Below are 4,077 nucleotides of genomic sequence, written 5' to 3'. Positions count from 1 at the left end.
TTGGTCGTTCTCACTGACCATCGCACGATGGCTCACCCCGTCGCGGTCACGACGCCGCGGGCCCGAAAGACCACCACCCCGCGGGACTCCAGGCACGTGCTTCCCGGTTCATTCAATCCACACCTGTCAGCAAGTTGCAGGACGGGCTGCTCTTTCGATGAGTTGTCAGGGAGCCGAGAGCCTGCGACATTCTGCCGCAGCCGGCCCCTCGGGCAGGGGTCAGCGCCTCACCATCACGAGTCCAGCGCAGAAGACCGCAAGACCCGACCCCTCGCAGACAGGACGGTGGACTTCACTCGATCGTCGCCCAGCGTCAGCGACCACCTCGGCGTCGACGCGAAGTTCTCTGCTCAGTGGTTTGGGGTTTCGCAAGGGCAACCTGCTCGACGGTCTCGCGAGCAGATCGGGCTGCATCTTCGAGATCGCGGAGGTTCGCAAGCAAGTTCTCGCGTCGCTCGTCCGCGTCCGTACTTCGCGCGACCATACGGCCGATGAGCCTGCGGACTGCCTCGTCAGATTCCCCGCCGTTCAAGGCGGCAGAGTATGGCTGCCAAGCAGCTTCCTCGTTCCAGGCGTGCAACTGTAGTTCGGTGAGCAATGCTGAGCTCACCTTGCTCGCCGCGACGCTAGTCCCTACCAACGAAGCGGCGATCCTCTGAAAATCGCTACCCGTCCCCCCATGCTCAGCGGATGCGGGTTGTGGCGTCATCCGCTCGGCTGACATGCGGTCGATCCGATCAATCGACTCCACGATTTTCGAGTAGTAACCGAACGGCTGATGCCGTAGTGGTGCTCCAGCGCGATGCGCCCAGAAGCGGACAATTAGGTCCGCGATTTCCGCGTCGGGCGCTGGATTATCCGCATCTGAGCGCTCTTTGAGTCGCTCGCTCAGATAGTGGGCCATCCATCGCCCTAGAGTGTCGGCATCGTCGAGTTCCGCGGAAAGCTGCCTACCCAGGCTGAGAACAGCCTCGGTAGTCAACCCATCCCTGCCCCGGCCGGTACTCGAAGACTCTGAAGTAGTGCCCAACGCGATCGAACTCCTCTGTTGTGGAACGTCGGTGAATCGTGCCGCGCAGGCGGCGATCAATAGACACGACCGAGACGATACTGAGTTCGCGTGCTCGGAGAATCGTGTCGAGATGGGAGTAGGTCATAACGAGACGCGACCCATGTCTGCCAGTCTCGCGGTGGCCCTGGTCATTCCACGACTCCGCCCATGCGACTAGCGCCTGATCCTGATCAAACCAAGTCGTTCGAGGCGGCTGATCGTTCTGCTCCGTGAACGCGAGCCTGCTATCGAGGAGCGGAGGCGGGTAGGTGAGTCCGCGCGCCGCTCGATCATGCTTGTCGAGCCCGTCACGTCCATCTACGAGTCGGATCCAAGGCTGAAGCGTGAATGGGTTGGCGACTCCAGAAGTGCTCCGCACCTCAGGGAAGTAGTCGTCTTGCTCATCGTGCTCCTGAACAGTCGGAATTCGGAAGTCCCACAGATCGCGGTCGATCTGGAGTGACCGGCAATATGCGGAGGCGAGCGTTGTCGGCACCAGCACTGACTGGACGCGGACATCTTCAGCACGGGTGTATCCGGAAGCACTGGAGTCGGCCCAGCAAACAAACTCGGTCTCGGAGAGGTGAAGATGCGGGAAAAAGTCGTCCGCTCCTATCCCCCACCGCCACAGTCGATCGTCGCCTTGCTCCTGTAGTGGCCCGACCGGCGGGCCCACACGCGTCTCACCGACCCAGTAGCCATCGGGTCGAGCGAGCTTGTTCGGACGAAGTTGGCGCGTGAACTCATCCTCATCGTCGCCGTCGTACCTCCTGGCTGGCTGAAGCTCGGCGTTTCGTCCCGCGACGATCATCAGAGAATGGAACGAGAGGTAGTGGTCGAGGTCATGCGTAGGCGGATTCGCATAGCGGTCGTAGGTCTCACCTTCGACGAATAGCCCTAGGACGTGGCGCGCATCCTCGTCACGGCCGCCTCGTTCCGCGCGCCCCCAGAACTCGGTGATCACGTCGCTCGCCTCCTGCTCGACCGCGTCTCGATCTAGGCCAAGGGCATCAGCGATTCCGTGAATTTCACTCTCTCTGAAATCCCAGCCGAATTGATAGTCCACATCCGGACGGTCGTAGTGGTCGCGAGCTCGACGACTCCAGTCGACCTGTATTGGCTCCGGTCGCGGCCAGGCAGGTGGGACCGTGCCGTCCAACGCTGCACGCACTTCAATAGCGAGCGGCGTGAGGACTGCATGCGGAGGGTTAGATAACACCCGTTCAACGAAGGACCTGAAAGCAACGACGCGACCGAGTAGGCCATGCTCGACCACCGCGCGACGCAACGCCAGCAGGAGGAACCAGTCGGCGTGCATTGAGTAGAACTCGAGCGCGGGATCCCCAAGGTCTCTGTGCTTATCTGATGCGGCAAGGGCACACAGCTCGAATAGGACGTCATCCCTGCCAAGCCGCGCTAAACCAAGAGTCGCGTATGCCGCGTCCCATCGAATCGCCGTAGAGGGGTCGGCCAGCGCGCCCCAGATCATGCGTGCGATCGCTGCCTCCACGGTGTCGACCGCGGCCGGCAGCTCAAGTGGAGGCAGTTCTGTGGAAGTAGCCGCCACCAAGGATGCGAACTGTTCGACGGCATCGTCAAGCAAGGTGAGAGTCGTTTGCCCACCGGCAAGCTCGGCAAGATGGACACTCATCGCGTAATAACCTTCGACAGACGTGCGCGCCTCGGTTTGTGCCCACGAACGGAAGGCACGTTCCTTCAGCTCCTCTTCAGAACGACCAAGCATGCGCGCAGCCGCAGAAAGCGGCAAAATCTCGAACGACGACGTGACAACTTCGTAAGCGAAGCGAGCAAGGACTTGTTCAACAGCCTCTTGTCGTGCTCTTCGTTCCGGAATGGTGACGGTGGTCAGGGAGTCGAGAACCTCAATCGCGGCTTTTGCAGTCCACCGACTGTCGATGGCATCAGCGAGCGACCGGATCGCCGACGATCGATCGGCTGATGCCGCGGCGGGCAACCCCGCTCTGAGGGCAGCGAAAACGTCAAGGTGGTAGTCGTAGCTCCCTAGCTCGAACGCGCGTTGCCAACCCGCGACGACGGCGTAGTCCAACCGCTGGAGTGCGCCAAGGGCCTCTGCTTTTCGTTGTCTTCGGTCGCTCTGCTCTCGTCGGGACTGTTTTAGGAAGCTCCCCCCGAGCGTCTGCTCGGCCGTATCGGCCCGGTATCTCATGGAACGGCCAAGAGAAGTTGCAAGCGCGCACACTGACGGGTCAGTCTCCGCTGCTGTGCCGCGCCTGTTGAGGATCGATAAGGCATGGTCTAGCAGAACCTCACTCAGAGCGGTGGAAGAATCGTCGAGTATCTCTCCAATGGGATACTCGTGCAACGCTGCGATGGCTAATGCGATGTCGGGATGCGCACGCAGCGGTCCGGAGCGCTTCTCGAGCAGACCGCCTAGCGATCGACTGAGGGTAGAAACTCGACGATCCCGCCAACGCGATGCAACGTCTAGTGCTGCAACGAGATCGAACCTTCCAACGGCTCGAAGCGCTTCACCTGGATCAAGATCGATCAGTTCGGCCCGCTGGATTGCTTCGCATGCTCTGGCGATAGCGATTGCTTGAGTGCGAGTCGGAGGACCGGAGCTGGCGACGCGTGCGATGTCGAGGGTAGTGCGCCATTGGAGGTCGACCTGGTCACCGATGAGATCCGCAGAGTCGAGCGCCTCAAGAAAATAGGCCCGTGCTGCAGCTGACTCGAGTGGCCAAGAAGCCCGCGCAAGTTCGATATACGTGGCTGCAGTCGCCCCGGCGCCACTTACCTGGCTTCGGGATCGTGCTTCGATAGATCGCACGAGACGTTCGGCAAGCGATCGTCTCGTCGGGGACTGAAACCGAAAAGCGCGGACGGCACGGAGCAGGTGGCTGTCTCCAAGCATCTCAATGTTTGTTTGGATCCAGCGTTCAGTCGTCGATGCGGAAAGTGTCAAGGCGGGTGAGACAGATTCCGTCAGGCGGTCTGTATGAGGGCCTCCTGTGAGGGCTGGTTGATCCAGGCGGCCTCGGGCA

The 4,077-nt window shown here is 61.1% G+C and carries 1 protein-coding gene; it reads right to left on the bottom strand.

Annotated features, from left to right (window positions below):
• Positions 1-950: 950 nt before the first annotated feature.
• On the bottom strand, positions 951-3,119 hold the full coding sequence (locus tag AB0300_RS18605; RefSeq protein WP_366216659.1) for a hypothetical protein: 2,169 nt from the start codon (positions 3,117-3,119) through the stop codon (positions 951-953).
• Between the last annotated feature and the right edge of the window lie 958 nt (positions 3,120-4,077).

Origin of the sequence: Microbacterium sp. NPDC078814 (assembly GCF_040702645.1) — a bacterium.
In the GTDB taxonomy this organism is placed as follows: domain Bacteria; phylum Actinomycetota; class Actinomycetes; order Actinomycetales; family Microbacteriaceae; genus Microbacterium.
This window is presented reverse-complemented; position numbering and strand designations above follow the sequence as displayed.